Origin of the sequence: Bacillus mesophilus (genome assembly GCF_011008845.1) — a bacterium.
Taxonomy (GTDB): Bacteria; Bacillota; Bacilli; order Bacillales; family SA4; genus Bacillus_BS; species Bacillus_BS mesophilus.
Genome location: NZ_JAAIWM010000001.1, coordinates 807848 through 831733, shown reverse-complemented (window position 1 = coordinate 831733; position 23886 = coordinate 807848). Strand labels below are relative to the sequence as shown.

General features: G+C 37.3%; 30 protein-coding genes, 1 tRNA gene and 1 pseudogene. 30 read left to right on the top strand and 2 right to left on the bottom strand.

Features of this window, described 5'->3' with window-relative positions; translation table 11 throughout:
- Nucleotides 1–101 precede the first annotated feature (101 nt).
- From G4D63_RS04220 to G4D63_RS04180, 9 genes are all read left to right on the top strand, one after another.
- Nucleotides 102–791, top strand: coding sequence for a DUF421 domain-containing protein (locus tag G4D63_RS04220; RefSeq protein ID WP_163177979.1), 690 nt, complete (start codon nucleotides 102–104; stop codon nucleotides 789–791).
- A gap of 243 nt (nucleotides 792–1034) precedes the next feature.
- Nucleotides 1035–1931 carry a hypothetical protein gene (locus G4D63_RS04215; RefSeq protein ID WP_163177977.1) on the top strand — a complete coding sequence of 299 codons (897 nt, stop codon included), beginning with the start codon at nucleotides 1035–1037 and terminating at the stop codon, nucleotides 1929–1931.
- Nucleotides 1932–1973: 42 nt separating this feature from the next.
- Nucleotides 1974–2564, top strand: coding sequence for a hypothetical protein (locus G4D63_RS04210; RefSeq protein ID WP_163177975.1), 591 nt, complete (start codon nucleotides 1974–1976; stop codon nucleotides 2562–2564).
- A gap of 12 nt (nucleotides 2565–2576) precedes the next feature.
- Complete coding sequence (locus G4D63_RS04205) at nucleotides 2577–3083, top strand: DUF1648 domain-containing protein (protein WP_163177973.1); 507 nt, start codon at nucleotides 2577–2579, stop codon at nucleotides 3081–3083.
- Between the two features lie 237 nt (nucleotides 3084–3320).
- Nucleotides 3321–3704 (top strand): GntR family transcriptional regulator, encoded by a 384-nt coding sequence (locus G4D63_RS04200; protein WP_163177971.1) that lies wholly within the window; start codon nucleotides 3321–3323, stop codon nucleotides 3702–3704.
- Nucleotides 3701–4603, top strand: coding sequence for an ATP-binding cassette domain-containing protein (locus G4D63_RS04195; protein ID WP_163177969.1), 903 nt, complete (start codon nucleotides 3701–3703; stop codon nucleotides 4601–4603). The genes G4D63_RS04200 and G4D63_RS04195 overlap by 4 nt, the downstream gene beginning before the upstream one ends.
- Nucleotides 4581–5303 (top strand): hypothetical protein, encoded by a 723-nt coding sequence (locus G4D63_RS04190; RefSeq protein WP_163177967.1) that lies wholly within the window; start codon nucleotides 4581–4583, stop codon nucleotides 5301–5303. The genes G4D63_RS04195 and G4D63_RS04190 overlap by 23 nt, the downstream gene beginning before the upstream one ends.
- Complete coding sequence (locus tag G4D63_RS04185; protein WP_163177965.1) at nucleotides 5300–6019, top strand: hypothetical protein; 720 nt, start codon at nucleotides 5300–5302, stop codon at nucleotides 6017–6019. The genes G4D63_RS04190 and G4D63_RS04185 overlap by 4 nt, the downstream gene beginning before the upstream one ends.
- A 186-nt stretch (nucleotides 6020–6205) precedes the next feature.
- Nucleotides 6206–6279 (top strand) — tRNA-Gly (locus G4D63_RS04180).
- A gap of 113 nt (nucleotides 6280–6392) precedes the next feature.
- On the opposite strand, the gene G4D63_RS04175 is transcribed toward G4D63_RS04180, so the two are convergent.
- Nucleotides 6393–7061, bottom strand: a complete 669-nt coding sequence (locus tag G4D63_RS04175) for a B3/B4 domain-containing protein (RefSeq protein WP_163177963.1) — start codon at nucleotides 7059–7061, stop codon at nucleotides 6393–6395.
- Nucleotides 7062–7149: 88 nt separating this feature from the next.
- Here G4D63_RS04175 and queG point away from each other — a divergent pair, with 88 nt between their 5' ends.
- The 3 genes from queG (at nucleotide 7150) to trmL (ending at nucleotide 9789) form a co-directional block, all read left to right on the top strand.
- The gene (gene queG, locus G4D63_RS04170) at nucleotides 7150–8283 is read left to right on the top strand and encodes a tRNA epoxyqueuosine(34) reductase QueG (RefSeq protein ID WP_163177961.1); all 1134 of its coding nucleotides are present in this window, start codon (nucleotides 7150–7152) and stop codon (nucleotides 8281–8283) included.
- A gap of 66 nt (nucleotides 8284–8349) precedes the next feature.
- Nucleotides 8350–9234 carry an amidase domain-containing protein gene (locus tag G4D63_RS04165; protein ID WP_338023890.1) on the top strand — a complete coding sequence of 295 codons (885 nt, stop codon included), beginning with the start codon at nucleotides 8350–8352 and terminating at the stop codon, nucleotides 9232–9234.
- Between the two features lie 81 nt (nucleotides 9235–9315).
- Complete coding sequence (gene trmL / locus G4D63_RS04160) at nucleotides 9316–9789, top strand: tRNA (uridine(34)/cytosine(34)/5-carboxymethylaminomethyluridine(34)-2'-O)-methyltransferase TrmL (RefSeq protein ID WP_163177959.1); 474 nt, start codon at nucleotides 9316–9318, stop codon at nucleotides 9787–9789.
- 49 nt (nucleotides 9790–9838) lie between these two features.
- Here the strand turns inward: trmL and G4D63_RS04155 are convergent, their stop codons facing one another.
- Nucleotides 9839–10129 (bottom strand): late competence development ComFB family protein, encoded by a 291-nt coding sequence (locus tag G4D63_RS04155; RefSeq protein ID WP_239585857.1) that lies wholly within the window; start codon nucleotides 10127–10129, stop codon nucleotides 9839–9841.
- A gap of 482 nt (nucleotides 10130–10611) precedes the next feature.
- Between G4D63_RS04155 and G4D63_RS04150 the strand changes: the two genes are divergently transcribed.
- The 18 genes and pseudogenes from G4D63_RS04150 to G4D63_RS04065 all read left to right on the top strand — a co-directional run.
- Nucleotides 10612–11505, top strand: a complete 894-nt coding sequence (locus tag G4D63_RS04150) for an SDR family oxidoreductase (RefSeq protein WP_163177957.1) — start codon at nucleotides 10612–10614, stop codon at nucleotides 11503–11505.
- 109 nt (nucleotides 11506–11614) lie between these two features.
- Nucleotides 11615–13510, top strand: coding sequence for a PrkA family serine protein kinase (locus G4D63_RS04145; protein ID WP_163177955.1), 1896 nt, complete (start codon nucleotides 11615–11617; stop codon nucleotides 13508–13510).
- Between the two features lie 305 nt (nucleotides 13511–13815).
- Nucleotides 13816–13995, top strand: coding sequence for a hypothetical protein (locus G4D63_RS04140; RefSeq protein WP_163177953.1), 180 nt, complete (start codon nucleotides 13816–13818; stop codon nucleotides 13993–13995).
- Nucleotides 13996–14264: 269 nt separating this feature from the next.
- Nucleotides 14265–15440 (top strand): sporulation protein YhbH, encoded by a 1176-nt coding sequence (gene yhbH, locus G4D63_RS04135; RefSeq protein WP_163178406.1) that lies wholly within the window; start codon nucleotides 14265–14267, stop codon nucleotides 15438–15440.
- 245 nt (nucleotides 15441–15685) lie between these two features.
- A complete protein-coding gene (locus G4D63_RS04130; protein ID WP_163177951.1) occupies nucleotides 15686–16069 on the top strand; it encodes a DUF302 domain-containing protein in 384 nt (127 codons plus the stop codon).
- Nucleotides 16070–16458: 389 nt separating this feature from the next.
- Nucleotides 16459–16581 carry a rhodanese-like domain-containing protein gene (locus G4D63_RS22390; protein ID WP_420837790.1) on the top strand — a complete coding sequence of 41 codons (123 nt, stop codon included), beginning with the start codon at nucleotides 16459–16461 and terminating at the stop codon, nucleotides 16579–16581.
- A gap of 21 nt (nucleotides 16582–16602) precedes the next feature.
- Entirely contained in the window at nucleotides 16603–17175 is a 573-nt protein-coding gene (locus tag G4D63_RS04120; RefSeq protein ID WP_163177949.1) for a sulfurtransferase TusA family protein, read from the top strand.
- A 17-nt stretch (nucleotides 17176–17192) separates the two neighbouring features.
- Entirely contained in the window at nucleotides 17193–17582 is a 390-nt protein-coding gene (locus tag G4D63_RS04115; RefSeq protein ID WP_163177948.1) for a DsrE/DsrF/DrsH-like family protein, read from the top strand.
- A gap of 15 nt (nucleotides 17583–17597) precedes the next feature.
- Nucleotides 17598–17834 (top strand): glutaredoxin family protein, encoded by a 237-nt coding sequence (locus G4D63_RS04110; RefSeq protein ID WP_163177946.1) that lies wholly within the window; start codon nucleotides 17598–17600, stop codon nucleotides 17832–17834.
- Between the two features lie 15 nt (nucleotides 17835–17849).
- The gene (locus tag G4D63_RS04105; RefSeq protein WP_163177944.1) at nucleotides 17850–18986 is read left to right on the top strand and encodes an MBL fold metallo-hydrolase; all 1137 of its coding nucleotides are present in this window, start codon (nucleotides 17850–17852) and stop codon (nucleotides 18984–18986) included.
- A gap of 12 nt (nucleotides 18987–18998) precedes the next feature.
- On the top strand, nucleotides 18999–19226 hold the full coding sequence (locus G4D63_RS04100) for a sulfurtransferase TusA family protein (RefSeq protein ID WP_163177942.1): 228 nt from the start codon (nucleotides 18999–19001) through the stop codon (nucleotides 19224–19226).
- Nucleotides 19227–19279: 53 nt separating this feature from the next.
- Entirely contained in the window at nucleotides 19280–20059 is a 780-nt protein-coding gene (locus tag G4D63_RS04095; RefSeq protein ID WP_163177940.1) for a sulfite exporter TauE/SafE family protein, read from the top strand.
- A 283-nt stretch (nucleotides 20060–20342) separates the two neighbouring features.
- Nucleotides 20343–20603 carry a metal-sensitive transcriptional regulator gene (locus G4D63_RS04090; RefSeq protein ID WP_163177938.1) on the top strand — a complete coding sequence of 87 codons (261 nt, stop codon included), beginning with the start codon at nucleotides 20343–20345 and terminating at the stop codon, nucleotides 20601–20603.
- Nucleotides 20604–20752: 149 nt separating this feature from the next.
- A complete protein-coding gene (locus tag G4D63_RS04085; protein WP_163177936.1) occupies nucleotides 20753–21232 on the top strand; it encodes a DsrE/DsrF/DrsH-like family protein in 480 nt (159 codons plus the stop codon).
- A 42-nt stretch (nucleotides 21233–21274) separates the two neighbouring features.
- The gene (locus G4D63_RS04080) at nucleotides 21275–21643 is read left to right on the top strand and encodes a rhodanese-like domain-containing protein (protein ID WP_163177934.1); all 369 of its coding nucleotides are present in this window, start codon (nucleotides 21275–21277) and stop codon (nucleotides 21641–21643) included.
- Between the two features lie 17 nt (nucleotides 21644–21660).
- On the top strand, nucleotides 21661–21957 hold the full coding sequence (locus G4D63_RS04075; RefSeq protein WP_163177932.1) for a rhodanese-like domain-containing protein: 297 nt from the start codon (nucleotides 21661–21663) through the stop codon (nucleotides 21955–21957).
- A gap of 49 nt (nucleotides 21958–22006) precedes the next feature.
- Nucleotides 22007–22579: a sulfurtransferase TusA family protein gene (locus tag G4D63_RS04070; protein WP_163177930.1), complete on the top strand. Its 573-nt coding sequence runs from the start codon at nucleotides 22007–22009 to the stop codon at nucleotides 22577–22579.
- A 73-nt stretch (nucleotides 22580–22652) separates the two neighbouring features.
- A pseudogene (locus G4D63_RS04065) lies at nucleotides 22653–23763 on the top strand (MBL fold metallo-hydrolase); the annotation flags it as partial.
- Nucleotides 23764–23886: the final 123 nt, after the last annotated feature.

The following is a 23886-nucleotide window of genomic DNA, read 5'->3' as shown; positions in this document are numbered from 1 at the left end:
TAAACAATAGAGTTAGAAGTGAAGGTCATCTCCTAAAAAAACCTCATGGATATAAAAGACCTGATTGGAAATTATATACAAAGAGAAGGAGGCTGGATGGATTGACCTATATAGAAATGATTGTTCGTTGTTTACTTATTTTTGCCGTTCTTTATACCATGTGTCGGATTTTAGGTAAGAAACTAATTTCCCAGATGACGTTTTTTGATTTTGTGGCAGGGATTACACTTGGATCTATAGCCGGTGCTTTCATGTTTAGTCAAGGGGTACCTAAATCAGTTGGAATTGTAGGACTTGTTCTCTTTGCGATATTAGCTTTACTGGTGGATTACATAGCTTTAAAATCATTTAAAGCGAGAAAGATCCTGAATGATGAACCAACGCTTGTAGTTAAGAACGGAAAGATTCATGAAGAAGGTATGGCTAAATCACGCCTATCTGTTGACGAATTACTGTTTCAACTAAGGAAAAAAAATATATTTTACGTCGATCAAGTAGACATAGCTTTTTTTGAAACTGATGGAAGTGTCTCTGCATTAAAAAGAGTGGGAGAATTACCTCCTACAAAAACAGAATTGCAAATTAATACGCCGTCACGAGGAGTTCCACAAACCTTTATTATCGATGGTAAAATACTTGAAAATTCATTAGCCTCGATTAACAAAGATCATAGTTGGGTGGAATTTATTCTTAAATCTAAGGGTGTTAGTATGAAAGAGGTTTTTATAGCTCAGATTGACGAAAACAATACTATTTATATTGATAAGAGAAGTGATCAGCAATCCTTATAATAAGGAAGGATCATCTCATAATAAACATAAAAAAGAGAGCACTTGGCTCTCTTTTTCCATTTTTAAAAGGGATTAAATTAATATGCACATTTATAAAATTCATTTCCCCTTAACTGTTGGGAGAGATATGGTAAGATAAGGTATAAAGTACTGCCTATTTTTTACAAAAATTATAATTTAAGGTGATTACTTAGAGATGTTTTTAATTACATTGTAAGAGGATGAAACGAAGGAGGGGGAAACGTGGATCGTAATAAGCGATTTAGAACCTTTATAGTGCTCGCTTTAGTGATTAGCGTAATGATTAATGTCAGTTTATTAAACAAAATAGGTCAACTGGAGAACAATATTTATAATATATCTCAACAGCAACAACACCTTATAAGCAGTGTAGACAACCAAAACAATAATGTTCAACATGCATTAAATGAATTCATAAAAGAACAGAGCTGGATTAGTTCATTTACGATGGAGGTTAATGAAGCTGAACTAGATACGAAGCAAGCTGAAGCAACTATTCAGTGGCAGGTGAAGGAACTTCATAACGATTCAAAGGTAGTGTTCAATTACGCCTATGGTAACAGTGAAGAGTATAAAGAGGTGACAGCAGAAGAAGTGCAGAAAGGTCTCTTTCAAGCAAAGGTCCCGTTTGAGGTAGAATTAGAGCCACAATGGGAAGTTGTCATTATGTCTAGCGACAATGGAAGCACAGCGACTTCAATGGAAGAGGAAGCAAAGAAAATGGATGGGTATAATGAACATGCGCTTAAATACTTTGTGTCTGTAACCTATGATGATGTCGTGAAAAGTAGTGATATTTATACTGAACATTTAGGGCATTATGGTACCAACTTTTATGGCATGCTTCAAACAGACGTACATTTCTATGATGACCAGGTAAACATTAACCTGTTCAATCATAATGTAAACAAATCATCTGTCCTTTTAGAAGAGGTATATCTCTTAAAATATGAAAATGATAAGTTGATTGGGGAAGAAAAATTGTCATTAGATCAAAAAAATCCTGATGAAATGGTACAATTTTTTCAGCTTAATAAGTTGGAGCAATATGAAGATATGAGACTGGTCTTAAAAGTGATCTATAGTAATGGGGAAACTTTTGAGAAAGAAGTGTATTAAACGGTTCGTTTTGGAACGTTACTAGTTTAAGGTGGTGTATCAGTGAAACTATTATTTGATGTACTATTTTTACTGCTAATCTGTTATTTTGCTTACAAGTTTTTTCAAGTCCTGATTCAAATGAAAAAGGGATTACTCCTACCGACCACTTCAAAGGAGCTATCAGTAATCAGAATATATCCTGACAAACATGTCAGATTTCCGAGCTATTCTAATCAAAAGGTAGGTATCATTGTATACTCAATCATGCTTTTATATGTGAGTATCCTATTTATATTAGGAATGACAATGAATGACTTCCAATGGTCCTATTATTTATTGGTGCTATTACCCTTTGCCCATACACATAATCTATTAAATATGTTTGCTATTTCTAATCAAGGAATCTTAAAAGGAAGTCGTTTTATTCCTTGGCGAAAAATAAAATCGTATTCATTTGCTTCCATTGATTATAATAGCAACTTTTATGGATTTTCAAAGGAAGTTAACCAAGGATATGAATTAACCATTAAGACGAACTATCGTACCTTTAAATGTATGGTCACGACTGATGAGATGAAAGAGAGAATGAATCATATTCTAAAACAAAAGATTTCAATAACAAGCGATAATACTCAACAAATTGAACATTAATGGAGGAGGAATATGACAGAATCATGGAAACGACCCAAACTAGTCATTCCTAAAACAAAGCGTGAATGGATAGGGGATCTATTCGGCTATTTCTGTTATATCGGTTCGATCATACTATTAATCTCTGTTTGGAATCAGTTACCGGAAAAAGTGCCAGGTCATTATAATATGGCAGGGGAAGTGGACCGGTGGGGATCAAAATGGGAATTGCTCATTCTACCAGTAGTTGGCGCCTTTATGGCAATATTCATGCAAGTATTAGAAAAATTTCCCGAAGTTCATAATTATCCTCAACGTTTTAATGAATCTAACGCAGGGCAGTTTTACCTGCAAAGTAGAAAGCTCCTCAATCAGGTGAAGAATATTTGTCTTCTCTTATTCTCATTCATTTTAGTAGAGTCAATATCCGTCGCCTTAGGGTGGGGGCTAGGGCTTAGTAAATTCTTTCTACCACTCACCATCATGGGAACAGGAATTCCAATTATAATTGGTATAGTAAAATTCAGAAAGATACGATAAAAAGGTGACTCTTCATTTGAGAAGAGTCGCCTTTTTTTATGATCTTAACAAGTGTTATCGCTATTTATGGCTTATGTCATACAGATTTATTTCAAATAACTGCTGCATTTGTTAGAGGCTTAATTGTCATTTTTTATCTTTTTTTTGGAAAGCCCATTGCATATTTATGGAAATTGTAATATAGTACATTATATCACTAATGTACTAACTTACCACTCACTGAGGGGAGGTACTCGTTTGATTTTAGATACAGACAGTACGAAGCCGATTTATGTTCAAATAGCAGAATGGCTCGAAGCAGAAATCTTAAATGGAAATTTACAAGCAGACCAAAAAGTATTTTCTCAATATCAGTTGGCTGATATGTATAACATCAATCCAGCGACAGCCGCAAAGGGTCTGAATTTGTTAGCAGAAGAAAATACCTTATATAAGAAAAGGGGCCTTGGTATGTTTGTTTCTAAGGATGCAAAAGAAATCATTCTACAGAAAAGAAAAAACCAAACACTAAAGGGTCTAGTAAGAGAAGTTGTGATGGAATCAAGACGCTTAAGCGTAAGTGAGTCGGAATTAATTGACATGGTAAAAGCAGAATTACGGGAGGGAGAGGATCAAACATGAGTGTGATTAAGTGTAAAGAAGTTACTAAGATTTATGGCCGGGCAAAAGCCATTCATAATCTTTCTTTCACCATAGAAGAAAATAAGATTACTGGATTAATTGGACGAAATGGAGCGGGTAAATCGACGCTTCTTAAAATGATTGCAGGGCTAATTAAGAAATCAGATGGTGAGATTAGTGTATTTTCTGAACAACCGTTTAATAGCTTAAAAGTTTCTTCTAATCTTATTTTTATTGATGAGAATATGATTTTCCCAAATTCCTTATCTTTAATAGAAATCATTAAGGCAGCAGGTACCTTCTATTCTAATTGGGACAAGGAATTGGCACATGGACTGTTAACGTATTTTTCATTTAAAGGAAATGAACGATACGAACATTTATCAAAAGGAAAGAAAGGTACGTTTAATATGATTGTTGGTTTATCAGCGAGGTGTCCCATTACTATTTTTGATGAACCAACGAACGGGATGGATGCTTCTGTTAGAAAGGACTTTTATCGAGCGTTACTAAAAGACTATTTAGCATTCCCACGAACCATCATCTTATCAAGCCATCTTTTAGCAGAAATGGAACATATTTTAGAGGACATTTTGTTAATTAAGGATGGGCAGAAATGCTTGCATATGCCTGTATTGGATATGAAGGAATTTGCAATTGGACTATCTGGTCAACCTGAGTTAGTAGAAGAATGGATTAAAGGCTTGAAGGTCCTTCATAAAAAAAACATAGGCAGCAATCAAGTATATGTTGTGGTAGAAGATCAGTTTAATAAAGACGAGAAGGATCAAGTAAAATCAAAGGGAATTGAACTATCATCGGTGTCGACTGAGGAATTGTGTGTATTTCTTACAGATAAAATGACAGGAGGGATCGATGATGTCTTTAACCGAAACTAGTTTATCTCAGATCACTGTCAAACAGTATCGATATAAATGGAATTCCTTTTTTGGAATTTTTACTTCTTTGTTTATTACGCAAATTGTAGGGATCTTCTTTTCATTAGGAAGTAGTAGTGGTGGTGGCTCAAGCTCTGATTTCTTATCCGTGAATATTGCGTATTTTTCTGGAGATATAATCATCGGTTTTACATTTATCTGGGCTATCATCGTTGCAATCCTTTTGACAACGAAGGCATATCGTTATGAGGATTTTACGTTTGTTACGAATCGGTTGTCTAGTAGTATTTCAAATATTCTCTTCCTTATAACGGCGAGTCTTGTTGGAGGGATCACAACGAGCCTAGCAAGTGTGACGTATAAGCTAATCATTGTCTTCAGCTATTATGATAAAGAGCTCATTTATGCACCGACCTCTGTTGGTGAGCTTTTAATGGGAATGGTCGTGACGACCTTATATATGTTCTTATTTATGTCAGTAGGCTATCTTGTTGGGATGATTGGGCAAATTCATAAACTGTTCATGTTTGTATTTCCACCACTCCTTCTTTTTCTAGTATTTAGGAATGACGGAGAGGTAGTAAACATTTTCATATCTGAATCTTCATTTCTACTGTTTTTTATAAAAGCAATATCTGTTTCGATTCTGTTCTTTGCGATAGCAATCTTACTTTCTAATCGAATGGAGGTTAGAACATGAGTATGTTTAGTTTTCTTCCAATCTTCATTTTGATCTTCATCTTGATGTTAGTATTCGTTCCTGCTTTCTCTCCTATAATAAAGTGGAAGCGAATTGGATTTTTCTCAAAACTAAATACTAAGTGGATGAGTGGGGTGTATTGTCTGCTACTATTGATTTCCTTCACCATCTTCTACCTATTGCCAAGTGACATCTATTCCTATTCAGACGAGGAATTTGGAAGCCTTAGTCCTAATGATGTTGAATATGATACTAATGCCATCTATGATGCGTTATATAAAGGAAAGATAGAACAAACAGAAGGTGTGAATACAAATGAAACATGGGAGTTTTTTTATAGTGGTGATCAACTGAGTATTAACATGAATGAAGACCCCACGTCCATGCTTATTATTGCCGAGAGAAGTGATGAGCTGAAAGGGAAGATTGAGGCCACCCATTACACATCAAAGGCGTTTATACAGGGTCTTGATTTTTCAGATGAACTGCATCCACCGTACGTTAAATTAGAAGGAGAAACATTAATCATTCAAGAACCTGCACCATTAGAGCTAGACTATTATAAGCTTCAAAAGGAGTTTGTGATTACACAGTTTGACTCAAATAAGAAGGATCATCGTTATATCATGGAAACTTCAATTGGTGTAAATGTTTTATATTTAAAAATTCCTAAAGATCTAGAAATAATCGGAAATATTCTTTATGTAGTAGAATAATGGGAAGGGCAAGGAGTTTACTTGGCTCCTTGCTTTTATTAAATAAACATGAATGTTCGAGTCATCATTTCCATATGATAAAAACTAGTTATATCTTTAAAAATGAATTTTTTGCCGAAATATGTAGACAAATATTTTTTAACATGTTATATTTTATATCTGCTCTTCAAAAAGCTTTTTATTCATGCGGGTGTAGTTTAGTGGTAAAACCTCAGCCTTCCAAGCTGATGTTGTGAGTTCGATTCTCATCACCCGCTCCATACATACGTTTACAAACGCAGTATTTCGTTTCAGAGAAAACGAAGTATTGCGTTTTTTTAGTGTGTACGTAACAAGAAGAAAAAACGCTATGTCTCCTAAGACTAAGCGCTAATCATTGTATAATAGATTGTTTTGCAACTCCACCGTTGACCTGTGTAAACATATTGCTCATCGCTTCTAGAAGCTGATTCGCCTCATCTGTTTCCATTGAGGGAAGTAAATACACAACTTGAATGGCAGAAGTCGTTTCTTCTGTGACTGCTGTTTCTTTTGAATCCACATAAGGACTTCCAAATGGTCCGTTCTGATCTACGGTTACTAGTTTTCCACTTGCATCAATGGTTCGATTGTTTAATCCTTCATAAGTTTCATGTTCTTCTCCAAGCCTTAGCTGTAGATCTCCTGTCAGCTTATCCCTATCGTAGATTCCAATTGGAATTCCATATTGAATCGAAAAGAAATTATTAATATCAGCTGCAGAATGAATCGTCGTTAGGAATTGTCTTTTGCCGATTCGTCGTAATAACGCTTCATGAGAAGGACGATATTTACTCGGATCCACACCTAATTGTTTAAAGATGCTTCTCCATTCGGTAATGCCTTTTCTAAACTCTGTTAGTGGAGAGGTTTCTAAGTCAATGGCAACGGATTCCTGATATAATTGAAGCCGGCCTTTTATCATTTGAGGAGAAGCTCCTACTATAATGTTTTCATATGTAATGATGCCCACTTTAAAGCCCGGTATTTTTTCAAGTAAAGCTGGTGCTATAGATAATTTCAAAATCTTACCTCCTTTTTGTAGGATGTTAAGTATGGTACTATCACTATATAATTTGTATAAAAACTAATCAAGAAAGGAGTGATAGGGCATGGATATTCGTACTCTTCAGGAAGAGCTTGTTCAATATAGTAAAACAATAGGAATTGATAAGATTGGATTTGCGAGTGCCTCTCCGTTTATTGAATTAAAGGAGCGACTGGTGAGACAGCAGGAGCTTGGATATCAATCAGGCTTTGAGGAGCCAGATTTAGATAAGAGAACAAACCCGGAGCTTGTGCTACCTCAGGCAAAATCGATTATTGCGATTGCATTAGCGTATCCGTCTAAGTTAAAGGATGCTCCGAGAAGTACAAGGTCAGAAAGACGTGGCATTTTTTGTCGTGCTTCATGGGGACAAGATTATCATGATGTACTACGTGATCGATTAAGAAAGCTTGAAGCGTTTTTACAAGAAAGAGTTCCAACTTGTAAGGTTAAATCGATGGTTGATACAGGCGAACTCTCAGACCGTGCCGTAGCTGAACGTGCTGGGATTGGCTGGAGCGGGAAAAATTGTGCGATTATCACTCCTGAATTTGGTTCGTACGTGTATTTAGGTGAAATGATTACAGACCTACCATTTATACCGGACAAGCCAATCGAAGACAACTGCGGAACCTGTACCAAATGCATCGATGCCTGTCCTACTGGAGCCTTGATACAAGGTGGCCAACTGGATTCAAATAAATGTATTGCGTTTATTACTCAAACAAAAGGCTTTATTGCCGATCAATATCGTGAAAAAATCGGAAACCGACTATACGGATGTGACACATGTCAGTTAGTTTGTCCAGAAAACAAGGGGAAGGATTTTCATTTTCACGAAGAAATGGAGCCGGATCCTGAGGTGGTTAAGCCTGTGCTAAAACCCCTGTTATCAATGTCAAACCGAGAATTCAAGGAGAGGTTTGGTTCTATTTCAGGCTCATGGCGTGGAAAAAAACCGATCCAACGAAATGCCATTATTGCCTTAGCTCACTATAAAGACCAATCGGCAATTGATGAGTTGAAAAAGGTACTAATAGAAGACCCAAGACCTGTTATGCGAGGAACAGCCGCATGGGCAATTGGGAAAATTGATGGTGAATCCAGTCAAGAAATTTTGCTAAATGCCAAGAACAAGGAAAAAGACCAAGATGTATTAAATGAAATCGAAAAAGGCTTACAGCTAATCACCAGGTAAAAAGTTCATGATTCATAGCCTTCACTCATACCTATTAAAGTACATCTTTGGGAAGAGGTGAAAGTTGTGAGGAATGTCAGAACGGTGTTAGAGAATTATATATCGACTCGCATACATGCAAATGTTGGGGTGCAAAGTGGTGGAATCCTTCAGGATGAATTACATCAGCGCCTTCAATCTTTGAAAAACCGAAACGCCCTTGTTGTGAAAAGCCAAGCTTTATGTCAAATACATGATATTACAGAAACAAGGAATGGAGTGGAGGCAAGATACTCCATTCAAATTAAGGATTTAGTCAAGCAACGAGACAAATTTATAAATGAAGAATATGTGGAAGAAAGAATCGCCTTGATTGAAAATGATGAAGTGGTAAGAGATTCACTAGTGAAACCACAGGATGATACTGAGTCTTTTGATGAAAGGGATCTGGATGTTGAGGATGATTCAGTTCGACAGCCTTTCATCTATGATCGAAGAGAAGCCGTTCGGTATGCAGAAAAATGGTGGGACTCGTATAATCCAGAGTATGAGAAATTTGAGGTGGATTGCACGAACTTTATTTCACAATGTCTTCATGCCGGAGGGGCGCCTATGACAGGCTATTCCAACCGTGGAAAAGGCTGGTGGATGAAAAACGGTTCGTGGAGTTACAGCTGGTCTGTTGCCCATGCTCTTCGCCGATATCTGCCAAATGCTAAGTCAGGATTAAGAGCAGTCGAAAAGGAAAGCGCAAGTGATCTAACTCTTGGAGATGTTATTTGCTACGACTTTGAAGGTGATGGTAGATATAATCACAATACGATTGTCGTAGCAAAGGATTCAAATAATATGCCACTTGTGAATGCTCATACCTACAATAGCCGCATGCGCTACTGGGAATACACAGATTCATCGGCGTACACCCCAAATATAAAATATGCATTTTTGCATATTGTGGATGATGAATCCTGATTAAACTTGGCTCTTTGCCAAGTTTTTTCTATATGTTCATGGTATACTACTTCGTAGAATATTAATTGAGGTGACAAAATCGTGGGACTACACGTTGTAATGTATCAACCTGAGACGCCTTCTAATACTGGGAATATTGCACGTACCTGTGCGGCAACCGATACGACTTTACACTTAATTCGTCCACTAGGATTTTCAACGGATGATAAAATGCTAAAGAGAGCGGGATTAGACTACTGGCAGTATGTGAATATTTGTTATTATGACTCTCTTGATGAGCTATCGGAAAAATATCAAGACGGAGAATTCTTTTACTTAACGAAGTTTGGAGGGCAGTCACATTCTTCGATTGATTATAGCAATCTAGACAAGGACTATTTCTTTGTATTTGGAAGCGAGACTAGTGGATTACCAAAAGAACTGGTTGAAAAAAATACAGACCGCAGACTGCGGATTCCTATGAATGATCAGGTAAGTTCTTTAAATCTTTCAAATGCAGCGGCAATCTTAATCTATGAAGTGTTACGTCAACAAGAATTTTCTGGACTTACATAAAAATAGATGGGCCTTCATCCAAAGGATGAAGGCCATTTTATAGAGCAATTTATAAAGGATCTTTTTTGTGTTTGGGGTATTTTCCAACTAAATAAATCGAGCTAACAATTCTCTTATTAATCCATCTTCTATTTTCTTCAGTATTCAATTGTTCGAACACCGCTTGTCTTCCTTCTTCAGTCGTTACATAATGACTAGGAAGGCTGTTCAAACTTAACGCAATGACATCCAATCTACATTTGTCACATCTGCAAAAGATCTGAAAGTCTGCTCCAAGCATATGTACAGTTACAAGTGACTCAACCATTTCTTCCATCACATTAAAATACTTACGACTCATGCAATTCCACCTGGCCTCTATTTATATCATACACTATATTATGGTCAAAATTTAAAGCCCCACTCAAAAGAGTAGAGCTTGCTTTGAGGTTAATTCATGTTGGACTTTTATTATACCCGATTGTTTGTTTAGTATTCCTAACTATGTTCATAGGAACTATAAACGATGCTTATATAGACAAAAAGAACCACCCTATTAAGGTTGGTTCTTTTATATAGATTACTTCTTAATACCCGGCTTTGAATTGTAACCTGCAGAGAAAATAGCCGTTAAGAAAGCTAGACAAACACCAAGAATTAGAACTAAACTCATCTATTACGCCCTCCTTTAAAACTAGTCTACCCAAAATCCTATCTCTATTATAGCGAAATTGCCTAGCTAAGTGAATGAAATGTGTGACATATTTTTAAAACTTTTTTCTAGAACACACTGCACGTGAAAAACATAGGCTATTTATATCTCTACGGAAGGGAGATGAAATCATGTATCGTTCTTATGGAACTTTTCAAAAATGTGAAGAGATCCCCGTCCAATTCCCACCGCAGCATCAGGAGATTCACCCTGGTCTACAGTATGTGATGGAGCCGCAGCCTATTAGTGAAGTTAAGTCATACAAGCCGAGTGGAAAATTAAAAGGTAAGGTTGCTTTCATTACAGGAGCTGATAGTGGGATTGGTCGAGCTGTTGCAATTGCCTATGCCAAGGAAGGTGCAGATATCGCGTTTGCTTATTTGTACGAGGATCAGGATGCACAAGTAACCAAACAAAGAGTAGAAGAGCTGGGTAGGAGATGTCTTGCATTTAGAGGAGATTTAGGAGATGAAGAGTTTTGCCAAGCCATCATTGGGCAAACCGCTCAATACTTTGGAAAAATTGATATCCTGGTGAATAATGCCGCGATGCAATTTGTAGCAGAGAGTATTTTAGATATCTCATCCGATCAGCTACACAGAACGTTTCAATCTAATATTTTTTCAATCTTTTATTTAACAAAAGCAGCACTACCCTTTATGCCAAAAGGTGGATCAATTATCAATACAGCTTCCGTTGTTGCATACCGGGGACATGCTAAATTAATTGATTACTCAGCAACGAAAGGAGCTGTTGTCACGTTTACACGATCTTTAGCTTTATCATTGGCGGAAAAAGGGATAAGAGTAAATGGTGTTGCACCAGGCCCTATATGGACTCCTCTGATACCTTCGAGCTTCGCAGCTGAAGATGTGAAGACATTTGGTTATGAAGAAACTCCGATGAAGCGGGCCGGACAACCGTATGAGCTAGCTCCAGCTTATGTTTATTTAGCTTCTAGTGATTCTAGTTATGTAACAGGAGAAATGATTCATATCAATGGGGGAAGCTTTGTGAGTGGATAAAAAGACGGAATTTTATGATAATTATAATCCTAACGAATGATAAGGGACGGATTCGCATAGATTGTAATAATCTCAACTTCATCTAAGAAAGAAATTGAAGGAGGTCCTTATGGATATTTTAAGAAAGATAGAAGAACATCGTGAGGAAGAGCATCGTCTTAAGTGGGAAGGTACCTTCGCTGAGTATTTAGAGTTGATTAAAGAACGTCCGCATGTTGCGCAGTCAGCGCATTCTAGAGTGTATAACATGATTAAGGATGCTGGAATTGATGAGGTTGATGGAAAAAAGAGATATAATTTCTTCAGTCAGCAAATGTATGGATTAGAGGAGTCATTAGAACGTCTAGTAGAAGAGTATTTTCATCCTGCCGCCAAACGATTAGATGTCAGAAAAAGAATCTTGCTTTTAATGGGACCAGTTAGTGGAGGTAAATCTACTCTAGTCGCCATGTTGAAGCGAGGATTAGAACAATATTCAAGAACAGAGAGAGGATCCATCTATTCAATTAAGGGATGCCCGATGCATGAAGATCCATTGCACTTAATACCAAATCATCTAAGAGAAGAGTTCTTCCAAGAATACGGTATTAGAATAGAAGGTAACTTATCCCCTCTAAATCTAATGAGATTAGAGAAGGAATATGGTGGACGTATTGAAGATGTGATTGTCGAACGAATTGTTCTATCAGAAGACCGCCGAGTGGGAATTGGTACATTCAGCCCGTCTGATCCAAAATCGCAGGATATTGCAGACTTAACAGGAAGCATTGATTTCTCTACGATTGCCGAATACGGTTCAGAGTCAGACCCGCGTGCTTATCGCTTTGATGGTGAGTTAAATAAGGCGAACCGAGGAATGATGGAGTTTCAGGAAATGCTGAAATGTGATGAGAAATTCCTATGGCATTTATTATCACTGACTCAAGAGGGGAATTTTAAGGCAGGGCGCTTTGCCTTAATTTCAGCGGATGAACTTATCGTTGCACATACAAATGAAGCGGAATACCGCTCGTTTATTTCAAATAAAAAGAATGAAGCTCTTCACTCTCGTATCATCGTGATGCCAGTTCCTTATAACCTAAAGGTGTCTGAGGAAGAAAGAATCTATCAAAAGATGATTAAAGAAAGTGATGTATATAATGTTCATATCGCTCCACATACGTTAAGAGTCGCAGCCATGTTCACGATTCTTACAAGATTAAAGGAGCCAAAAAAGGGCGATATTGATTTGATCAAGAAAATGAGACTGTATGACGGTGAAGCAGTTGAAGGCTTTAACCAAGTGGATGTAGAGGAAATGAAAAAGGAATTCACGGATGAAGGAATGACTGGAATTGATCCACGTTATGTAATCAACCGTATTTCATCTGCCATCATTCGTAAGGAAAACCCATCAATTAATGCACTAGACGTTTTACGCTCACTGAAGGATGGCTTAGATCAACATGCCTCCATTTCAAATGAGGACCGCGAACGCTTCATGAACTATATCTCTATCGCCCGAAGAGAATATGATGAAATTGCGAAGAAGGAAGTTCAAAAGGCATTTGTCTATTCTTATGAAGAATCAGCGAAAACTCTGATGAATAATTACCTAGACAATGTTGAGGCATTTTGCAATAAGAATAAGATGAGAGATCCTCTAACTGGAGAAGAGATGAATCCGGACGAGAAGCTTATGCGTTCCATTGAAGAGCAAATTGGCATATCTGAAAATGCTAAACGAGCGTTTCGTGAAGAGATTTTGATTAGAATTTCAGCTTATGCGAGAAAAGGTCAGCGCTTTGACTATAATTCACATGAACGCTTACGTGAAGCGATTCAAAAGAAGCTATTTGCAGACTTAAAGGATGTTGTAAAAATCACTACGTCTTCTAAGACTCCAGATGAAGTACAGCTGAAAAAGGTAAACGAAGTAGTTGCGCGCCTTATTGAGGAGCATGGTTATAACTCTACTTCTGCAAACGATCTGCTTCGCTACGTTGGAAGTCTGTTAAATCGATAGAATGGAAAGAGGAGGGTACCTGGTACCACTCCTCTTTTGTACTAAATTGGTAGAAATCATGGAATTTGAGCACAAGGTAGGACACTGCTAGCCACGAAAATTGGATTTATGCACGGGAATTTAAATAAATGCACCGGAATTTCAATTTTATGCACGGAAATTTGAGATATATGCACCAAATATAAAATATATGCACGGAATTTCTCTAGATATGCACAAATTATGACTTTACACGTTAAATTAGTTCCCAAACTCGTTTCATCACCTCTAAAACCGGGTATGTAATAACTAGAGGTGATATAAAAATGAAATCAACACAAAAAAACGTAAGAGAGAAGCCGAAAAACAGTTCGATGGTAAATACCGAAGAGGAACTTGAGAAGCATTCTAAAATTATGGAGCAAATGTCTACGAATGATGAAGTCAAGAAAGAAAATAAGATTCCAGATCCGAAGCAATTCAATGAGCAAGAACGCTCTAAATAATTTAGTAGGGTAAAGAATTTTAAAGCTTGTCCATGCTCAGTTTCCCTTGAATTCAAAGGCGCTAACATGTCACATAACTTGTCTATTTTTGGAGGTAAATGGCCTAATTATCAAAATAATTTGTCAATTATTAAGTCCACTTGCATAGGATAGAGTAATCAACCTTTCATCAACGAGAATATGTTATCAAAAAAATCCGTCAAGATAGTGTATGCACAAAAAATGATGATGGTGATAAAAATTCCAAAAAAATTAGGAGGGGAAGTATGATGAATGAAAGTGGTAGTGATAGCTTTTTGATTTCAAAAGAAGATTGGTCCCTCCATCGAAAAGGACATGACGATCAACAACGACATAAGGAAAAAGTACAAGAGGCGATCAAAAGCAATTTACCCGATTTAGTGACTGAGGAAAGTATCATTATGTCTAACGGTAAGGATGTTATCAAAATTCCGATTCGTTCACTAGATGAGTATAAGATTCGCTATAACTATGATAAAAATAAGCATGTAGGTCAAGGAAATGGTGACAGTGAAGTGGGAGATGTAGTCGCTAGAGATGGATCGGGAAAGCCGCAGCAAGGGCCAGGAAAAGGCGAGGGAGCGGGCGATCAGGCAGGCGAAGATTATTACGAAGCTGAAGTGTCGTTAATGGAGCTAGAAAAGGAGTTCTTCAACCAGCTGGCATTACCAAATCTACAACGTAAAGAACAAGATGAAAATACCATTGAACAAATTGAATTTAACGATATTAGAAAAACAGGTCTAATGGGTAATGTAGATAAGAAGAAAACGATGCTAAGTGCGTTTAAACGAAATGCCCTTCAAGGAGAGGCAAAGTTTCATCCAATCTATCCTGAAGATTTAAAGTTTAAAACCTGGAATGAGATTGTAAAGCCTGATTCAAAAGCCGTCGTCCTTGCGATGATGGATACCAGTGGATCGATGGGAATTTGGGAGAAATATATGGCGCGAAGCTTTTTCTTCTGGATGACCCGATTCTTACGAACAAAATATGAATCAGTAGAAATTGAATTTATTGCTCACCATACAGAGGCAAGGGTCGTGCCAGAAGAAGACTTTTTCTCGAAAGGTGAAAGTGGAGGAACGATTTGTTCATCCGTATATAAGAAAGCTCTAGAGCTTATTGATACAAAATATTCCCCGTCACGCTATAATATTTATCCATTTCATTTCTCAGATGGAGATAACTTAACTTCAGATAATGTTCGCTGCGTAAAGCTAGTAGATGAGCTAATGAAGGTATCCAATATGTTTGGGTATGGAGAAGTCAACCAATACAACCGCCACTCAACCCTAATGTCCGCATATAAAAACATTCAAAACGAAAAATTCCGTCACTATATCCTCAAGCAAAAAGCCGATGTATTCCATGCCATGAAGAGTTTCTTTAAGAAGGAAGAAGAGCGTAAGATGTATGCGTAGAAGACAGGGAGACCTGCCTTCTTTCTTTTTTCTTATTGACAGTTGCTTGGACTATTCTCTATATTCGGTTTTTTAATAATCGTTTCTATGTTGTGAAATTTACTTTGTTTTAAGTTTGTAAAACAGGGGTAAATTAAATTATAATTATATAGGTATACGGGTATATGTATTATACTTTCCGTACATATTTCCTAAAACATCTAATGGGAATAATATTCCCTAATTTAACGATAAGGAGTGATAGTATGTTTGATTACACAGTTCAATCTGACAAAAGTATTAATGTGGCTATTCAAAGCCTTGAGGCCAATTTAAAGGATGAGCAATTTGGTGTCCTCTGGCAGTTTGATATTAAAAACAAGCTACAAGAAAAAGGTCTTGAGTTCAATCATGATTATATAGTCCTTGAAGTTTGCAACCCCCACGAGGCACAACGGGTATTAAATGAAAACTTATTAGTAGGATATTTTCTTCCTTGTAAAATAGTCGTTTACAAGGATGGTGAAACAACAAAAATTGGTATGCCAAAGCCTACGGCTCTTATTCAGTTAGTTGATAATGAGGAAATACAAAACATAGCAAAAGATATTGAAGATCGTTTAGTACAAGTGATAAATAAAAGTATGTAAGAAAACAGAGAGACTGCGGAAGAAATACTTCCGTGGTCTTTTTTCTTAGAAGCAAGAAAACACATATTAAAAATTGGTGTTTTAGTATTAAACATAAGCACCACTATTTGGGGAGATGTTTGAAGGATAGTCAAGCGTTCCTAATGTAAAAATAAACTGGACTTGTAATGCTTAATTCTCAAAGAGGAAAAAAATGATTACAAGATCTAAGATTCATGAAGTTTACCAGAAGTGGTCTCCAAACAACTGAAGCAAGGGAAACCATTGAGCATAATTGATGTCCGAAAGGATGAAGAGGTAGCTCAAGGGAAAATCCATGACGCTAATCATATTGACTAGATCAATTAGAAGAACGGCTTCACGAAATCAATCAAGACAAGGAACATATCATGGTTTGTTGTTCCGGAAATCGAAGCGGAAAAGCCACAGAATTATTACAAGATAGAGGCTTTCGTGTGATAAATATGACCGGTGGGTTGACCGATTGGAAGGATGAGGTTGAAAAGTCGTAGTTAAAAGGAGGGAAACCTAAAGTGGAAGTTACAGTAAATAGGGTTCTTGACGCAAAAGGTTTAGCATGTCCAATGCCAATAGTGAAAACGAAAAAAGAAATGACGAACCTAGAACCAGGGCAAGTCATAGAAATTCAAGCTACTGATAAGGGCTCAACTGCGGATTTAAAAGCATGGGCAAGTAGCACAGGTAATCAATACTTAGGAACTATTGAAGAGGAAGATACGTTAAAACACTACCTACGCAAAGCGAGTGCTGAGGAAGAGAAACATGAAGGTAGCCATTCTGATGTTGCTAGTTTGGATAACTTGCTTGAGAAAATCTCAGGCAATGAAAAGGTTACAGTATTAGATGTACGTGAACCTGCAGAATATGCATTTGGTCATATACCAGGATCAATCAATATACCATTAGGTGAACTAGAGGAACGATTTGAAGAAATCAAGAATGCAGAGAATCTTCATGTGATCTGTAGAACTGGAAATCGTAGTGACTTTGCTGCACAGAAGTTAACCGAAAAAGGGTTGCAAAACGTAAAAAATGTGGTGCCAGGCATGACAGAATGGACAGGTCCTACTAACAAAAGCCATTAACAAGGAGGAACTAAACAATGAAGGTTGCCATTATCGCAGCAAACGGCGGAATGTTTGATGCATACAAGGTATTCAATATAGCTACAGCAGCGGCTGCAACAGATGCGGAAGTACAAATCTTTTTTACTTTTGAAGGATTAAGCTTGATTCACAAAGAGGGACATAAAAACTTACCATTGCCTGCTGGAAAAGAGCACTTCCAAGAGGGATTCAAGAAAGCAAATGTCCCCCCTGTAGATGAGCTTGTCTCAATGGCCACTGAAATGGGAGTGAAGATGATTGCCTGTCAAATGACGATGGATGTTATGAGCTTAGAGAAGGAACAGTTTGTAGAAGGCATCGATGTTGGTGGAGCCGTAACATTTTTAACTTATGCAAAGGATGCTGACGTCACCCTGACATTCTAAGGAGGTACTTGTTCAATGACTCAAGCTGTTACGGTCTATACGACTAATACTTGTCCGTATTGTGTGATGGTAAAAAACTTCCTCAACGATCAGAAGATAGAGTTTAGAGAAGTGAATGTTCAAGAAGACCCAGATGCAGGTGAAAAACTGGTTAAGACAACTGGACAAATGGGTGTTCCACAAATGGAGATCAACGGCCAATGGGTATTAGGTTATGATCCTGAAACCATCATGGAACTTTTAGAAACGTAAAGAGGGAGGTATAGCATGGCGACTGCAACTGCACTCAAAAGAATCTCTGTTAAGGAATTAGCTAAAAAGGTAATCAATCACGAGGACCTATTTATATTAGATACCCGTAACACAGGTGATTTTGACGACTGGAAGATTGAGGGGCGAAACATAGAAGTCATTAATAGTCCCTACGTTGAATTACTAGAAGGAGTCGACTCTATCCTTCATAAATTACCGAAGAGCAAAGAGATTTATGTTATTTGTGCCAAAGGTGGTGCATCTGAATTTGTAGCCGAACAAATTATCGAAGAGGGTTTTACAGATGTTTACTCGGTAGAAGGTGGTATGAAAGCATGGAGTGAGTATCTGGAGCCTATAAAAATAGGGGAACTACAAAAAGGTGGTTCGATCTATCAATTTGTTCGCATTGGTAAAGGATGCCTTTCCTACTTCATTGAATCTGACGGTAAAGGAGCACTAATCGATACAAACCGGATGTTATCTCCTTATGAAGAGTTGATCAAGGACCATGATATAACGCTAACCCATGTACTAGATACCCATTTACATGCCGACCACATATCAGGTGGTCGAGCGATTGCCGAAAAATATGGTGCAACATATTATTTACCACCAAAGGATGCTGAGGAAGTAAATTTCGACTATTCACAGATCAATGATGGGGATGAGTACAACATTGGTCATACAACCATTAAAGCAGTTTACTCTCCTGGACATACCATTGGCAGCACATCATTTATTGTTGATGATCAGTATTTATTAACGGGAGATATTCTATTTATCGATTCAATTGGTCGTCCAGACTTAGCTGGTAAAGCGGAGGATTGGGTAGGTGATTTAAGGAACACCCTCTATCAACGCTACAAAGAACTAACAGATGACCTCATTGTCTTACCAGCCCATTATATGGGAATTAACGAAATGAATGAGGATGGAAGTATATCGGAAAAACTAGGCACGCTGTATCAAGAAAATCATGGTCTCAATATAACGGATGAGAGTCGATTTAGAAAAACGGTAACTGAAAATCTACCTCCCCAACCCAACTCTTATAACGAAATTCGGGAGACCAACATGGGGAAAATCTCTCCAGAAGAAGAGCAGCAAAGAGAGATGGAAATCGGTCCAAATCGCTGTGCAGTAAGATAGGAGGAAAACTAAATGGAAGCAGTAAAAGTATTAGATGCAAAAGGATTGGCTTGCCCAATGCCAATTGTTAAAACCAAAAAGGAAATAGATGCATTAGGTTCAGGTGATATATTAGAAATTCATGCTACGGATAAAGGAGCTAAAAATGATTTAACAGCATGGGCTCAATCAGGTGGACATGAGTTGATTAAAGACCAAGAAGAAGATGGAGTTTTTAAATTTTGGATTAAAAAAGGATAATAACCATCACGGGAGGTAGCGTACCTGCTATCTCCCACCTATAGGAGGACAAAATGGAACTTGTATTCATAGTTGTCATATTTTTAATTGGGTTTATTGGTTCATTCATTTCAGGAATGGTTGGAATTGGTGGTTCCATTATTAAATATCCAATGCTGTTATATATACCGCCTTTATTTGGATTAGCTGCATTTAGTGCCCATGAAGTTTCAGGTATTAGTGCGGTCCAAGTGTTTTTTGCAACCATTGGGGGAGTTTGGGCATACAGAAAAGGTGGATACCTCAATAAAACGTTAATCATGTATATGGGAGGATCCATCCTCATTGGTAGTTTTATTGGAGGATACGGGTCTAGGTTAATGACAGAGGGTGGAATCAACTTAGTTTATGGAATCTTAGCTTTAATTGCAGTTGTATTAATGCTGTTACCAAAAAAGGGAGTTGACGATATCCCTTTGGATCAAGTCAAATTCAACAAGTGGCTTGCTGCTACCCTGGCCTTAATAGTAGGAATAGGTGCGGGGATTGTTGGTGCTGCAGGTGCTTTTATATTAGTACCCATTATGTTAGTCGTACTTAAAATCCCAACAAGAATGACCATTGCTTCTTCATTGGCGATAACATTTATTTCTTCCATCGGTGCTACAATCGGTAAAATTACCACCGGCCAGGTAGAATACTTTCCTGCACTGATAATGGTCATTGCCAGTTTAATTGCTTCACCACTCGGAGTTACGGTCGGAAAGAAGGTCAATACGAAATTTCTTCAATGGATATTAGCTGCATTGATTCTGGCTACTTCCATAAAAATATGGATGGATATCCTATTCTAAGTTCCCCGATTAATGTTCCCAAAAAAACAAAAAAATTTATTACATCATTTACCTCTAAGTGAACCCCTTGACTTTATACCTATAGGGGTATAATATTAGCTGTGTAATCAATTTTCATTGAGGTGGCACATGATATTTCTACTATTAGGTATAGTAGTTCCATTATTATTTTTCATAATAAAAAGGAGCATATTCCAATGGAGTGTTCCAGTTATAGCGAATCTTCAAGTAAAAGAGTCGCTTTTATTATTATAGGTAAATCATTTAGTAAGGAGGACGAAAGATGGAGTACAATGAACAAATGAAAAATAGAGTTAAAAGAATGGAAGGTCAACTTCGAGGGATTCTTAGAATGATGGAAGAAGGAAAGGATTGTAAAGAGGTAATTACACAATTGTCAGCCGTCCGTTCTGCAGTAGATCGAACTGTTGGGGTGGTAGTAAGTACAAATCTCGTTGAATGTGTACTAGAGGCCGAAAGTAAAGGTCAAAGTGCGAATGATATGATTAAGGAAGCCGTAAATCTGTTAGTGAAAAGTAGATAATAAAAAAGGGTTGACACCTTTTTTATGATAATGTAATATACCCTTAGGGGTAGAGGTAATTAAAACGAAAACCCAACCTAGATAATATAATATTTTTTTGTAAAAAATTATACCCTATAGGGTAATAAGATAAATGGAGGAACCCAAACATGACAGAAAAGAAAAAGACAACGATTGTATTATTCAGTGGTGATTATGACAAGGCAATGGCTGCTTATATTATTGCAAACGGGGCTGCTGCTTATGATCACGAAGTAACTATTTTTCACACATTCTGGGGATTAAATGCCTTACGTAAAGATGAAGATATTGAAGTGAAAAAAGGTTTCATGGAAAAGATGTTTGGCAAAATGATGCCACGCGGTGCCGAAAAGATGGGATTGTCTAAAATGAACTTTGCAGGCTTTGGTCCCAAAATGATTAAAGATGTAATGAAAAAGCATAATGCTATGCCATTATCTGATTTAATCGATATGGCTCAAGAACAAGATGTAAAGCTTGTCGCTTGTACCATGACAATGGATTTATTAGGACTATCGAAAGAAGAACTATTAGACAATATTGAGTATGCTGGTGTAGCTGCGTATCTAGCAGATGCAGAAGACGGTAACGTAAACTTATTCATTTAACAATAAAATTAGGGGAATTTCCCCTAAAAATGGAGGTCTCGCATGTTAGAATATATCAATTATCTATTAATGGGACTTGTTGTATTTTTCATTATCAATCGAATGTTGCCAGCTAAAGGTGTGAGGCACATCACGACAGTTGATCTAAAGAATGAGATCAAGGACAAAAATAAGCAATTTATCGATGTGCGTACACAAATGGAGTATAAAGGCACTCATATAAAAGGATTTAAAAATCTACCATTACATCAACTAGCTGGGGAAGCGACAAAAGAATTATCTAAAGATAAAGAAGTAGTCGTAATCTGCCAAAGCGGCATGAGAAGCCAAAAAGCAAGTAAGGTATTGAAAAAACTAGGATTTACAAATGTAACTAATGTAAAAGGCGGTATGAGCGCCTGGAGACCATAGAGCTAGGAGGGGCTTGGATGAAACAGTATACAGCTAAAGAAGTTGAAAACTTTTTAATAGAAGAAAAAGCACTCAACATCATTGATGTAAGAGAAGTAGACGAAGTAGCGAATGGTAAGATTCCTGGAGCTCTTCATATTCCGCTAGTGTTATTAGAGTTCCGCATGAATGTGCTGGATCAATCAAAAGAATATATTATGGTTTGTCGTTCTGGTGCTAGAAGTGGTCGAGCTACTCAATTTCTTGAAACCTATGGCTATAATGTCATTAACATGACAGGTGGTATGTTAGCGTGGGAAGGGAAAGTTGAATAATTTTTTTAGATTATAATATACCCATAAGGGTAAAATGGAGGTTAAATAAATGGAACAACTTAAAACAGATTTATTATTAGATGCAAAAGGGCTAGCGTGTCCAATGCCGATTGTAAAGACAAGAAAGGCAATCAATGATTTACAAGCAGGGCAAGTGTTAGAAGTTCAAGCAACAGACAAAGGATCAAAGGCTGACCTTCAAGCATGGGCTAAAAGTTCAGGACACCAATATTTAGGTACGATTGAAGAAGGAGATGTGCTGAAGCATTACTTAAGAAAGTCATCAAATGATGAAACGATTGAAAGAAAGCACCCACATGTTGCAAGTAATGAAGAACTAGAAAAGAAACTAGAAGCAAATGAAAACATCGTAATTCTGGATGTAAGAGAAGCAGCAGAATATGCGTTTAATCATATCCCTAATGCGATCTCGATTCCATTAGGAGAGTTAGATGACCGTCTAGATGGACTAAATAAAGAAGAGCAGATTTTCGTTGTATGCCGCACTGGAAATAGAAGTGACTTTGCCGCACAAAAGTTAGCAGAAAAAGGATTTAACCATGTTGTCAATGTCGTACCTGGTATGAGTGCTTGGTCTGGTAAAACCACTAGTATTATATAGGAAAAAAGAAAAAACAAATTTTTTTAACTTAAAATATACCGTAGGGGGTAAGTGGGATGACTGTGAAAATGATGACTGCAAAAGAAGTAGCAAGAAAGGTAATCAACAAAGAGGAATTATTTATCCTAGACGTTCGTAACGAAACTGACTATCAAGATTGGAAAATCGAAGGAGAAAATTTTAACCACTATAATATTCCTTACTTTGAGCTGTTAGATGGTGTGGAAGAAATTTTAGACAAAATTCCGACTGACAAAGAAATCCTAGTCGTTTGTGCAAAAGAAGGTTCATCTTTAATGGTGGCTGAAATGCTAGTAGAACAAGGTTTACAAGCTTCTTATTTAGAAGGCGGTATGAAGACTTGGAGTGAACATTTAGAACCTGTGAAGGTTGGAGATTTAAAAGATGGTGGCGAGATCTATCAGTTCGTTCGAATCGGTAAAGGCTGTCTATCTTACATGGTCGTTTCAAACGGGGAAGCAGCCATCATTGATTCAACTCGTATGACGGATGTGTACCTGAACTTTGCTGACGGGATTGGAGCAAAAATCACTCATGTGTTCGATACTCACTTACACGCAGACCATATTTCAGGTGGAAGAGTCATTGCTGAAAAGACAGGCGCAGCATACTGGTTACCACCAAAGGATGCGGAAGAAGTAACGTTCGAATACAACGCTCTAGAAGGTGGAAATGTTGTAACTATCGGAAATACAGCAATTGATATTCATGCGCTCTACTCTCCAGGACACACAATTGGATCTACATCATTTGTAGTGGATGAAAAGTTCCTTCTTTCAGGAGATATCTTATTCATCGATTCAATTGGTAGACCAGACCTTGCTGGGATGGCTGAAGATTGGGTAGCTGATTTAAGAGAAAGCTTATACTCACGTTACAGAGAACTATCAGAAGAACTAGTTGTTCTACCAGCTCACTTCATGATCATTGATGAATTAAACGACGATGGAAGTGTAGCAGAAAAATTAGGAACTCTGTTTACGAACAACCACGGTCTAAACATTGAAGACGAAAATGAGTTCAGAAAACTAGTAACAGAAAACTTACCGCCACAACCCAATGCATACCAAGAAATTCGTAAAACTAACATGGGGAAAATTGCCCCTAATGAAGAAGAACAACGTGAAATGGAAATCGGACCAAACCGCTGTGCGGTAAGATAGTTTTTTTCTCGGGTAGTGAAAATAAACTTCCTTGTCTAATCAGTGTTGAAATAGATGAGATTTTTTTAAAAGGTTAATAAAAAATATGGTGATTTTTGTATGGTGATTGAAGTGGAAGGACGC